Origin of the sequence: Streptomyces sp. SID12501 (assembly GCF_010550245.1) — a bacterium.
Classification (GTDB): domain Bacteria; phylum Actinomycetota; class Actinomycetes; order Streptomycetales; family Streptomycetaceae; genus Streptomyces.
The window spans coordinates 1-412 of the sequence record NZ_JAAGLU010000857.1 but is presented as its reverse complement, the minus strand read 5'-3'; the positions used below and the strand labels follow the sequence as shown (position 1 = coordinate 412).

The 412-nt window shown below is 73.8% G+C and carries 1 pseudogene; it reads left to right on the top strand.

Annotated features, from left to right (window positions below):
- Positions 1 to 37: 37 nt before the first annotated feature.
- Positions 38 to 412 (top strand): annotated as a pseudogene (locus tag G3I71_RS48835) (hypothetical protein); the annotation flags it as partial.

The window sequence follows — 412 nt, the reverse complement described above, 5'->3', positions numbered from 1 at the left end:
CGCGTGGCTCCCGGCGCTGGCGGTGCTGTGGACCCGCATGAGCACGGACGCGCCGAACGCGGGCTACGACACCGAGGAGGAGCGCTGGGACGCCGAGCGGGTGCGCCACCACCTGCTGACGCGCGCGCAGCGCCACCAGCGTGTGCTGCTCACGGCCGCCGAGCACGTGCCGACCGGGACGCTCGCGGCGTTCACGGTGCTCGAGGTGCCCGTGCCGGACGTGCCGTTCGGGTTCCAGGAGGACACGCTCGTGCTGCGCGAGCACCGCGGTCGGCGGCTCGGCATGCTCGTCAAGGCCGTCAACCTCGACGCGTACACCGCCTGGCGACCCGGCGAGCGCCGCCTGCACACGTGGAACGCGCAGGAGAACGCCCACATGCTCGCGATCAACGTCGCGCTCGGGTACGCGCCG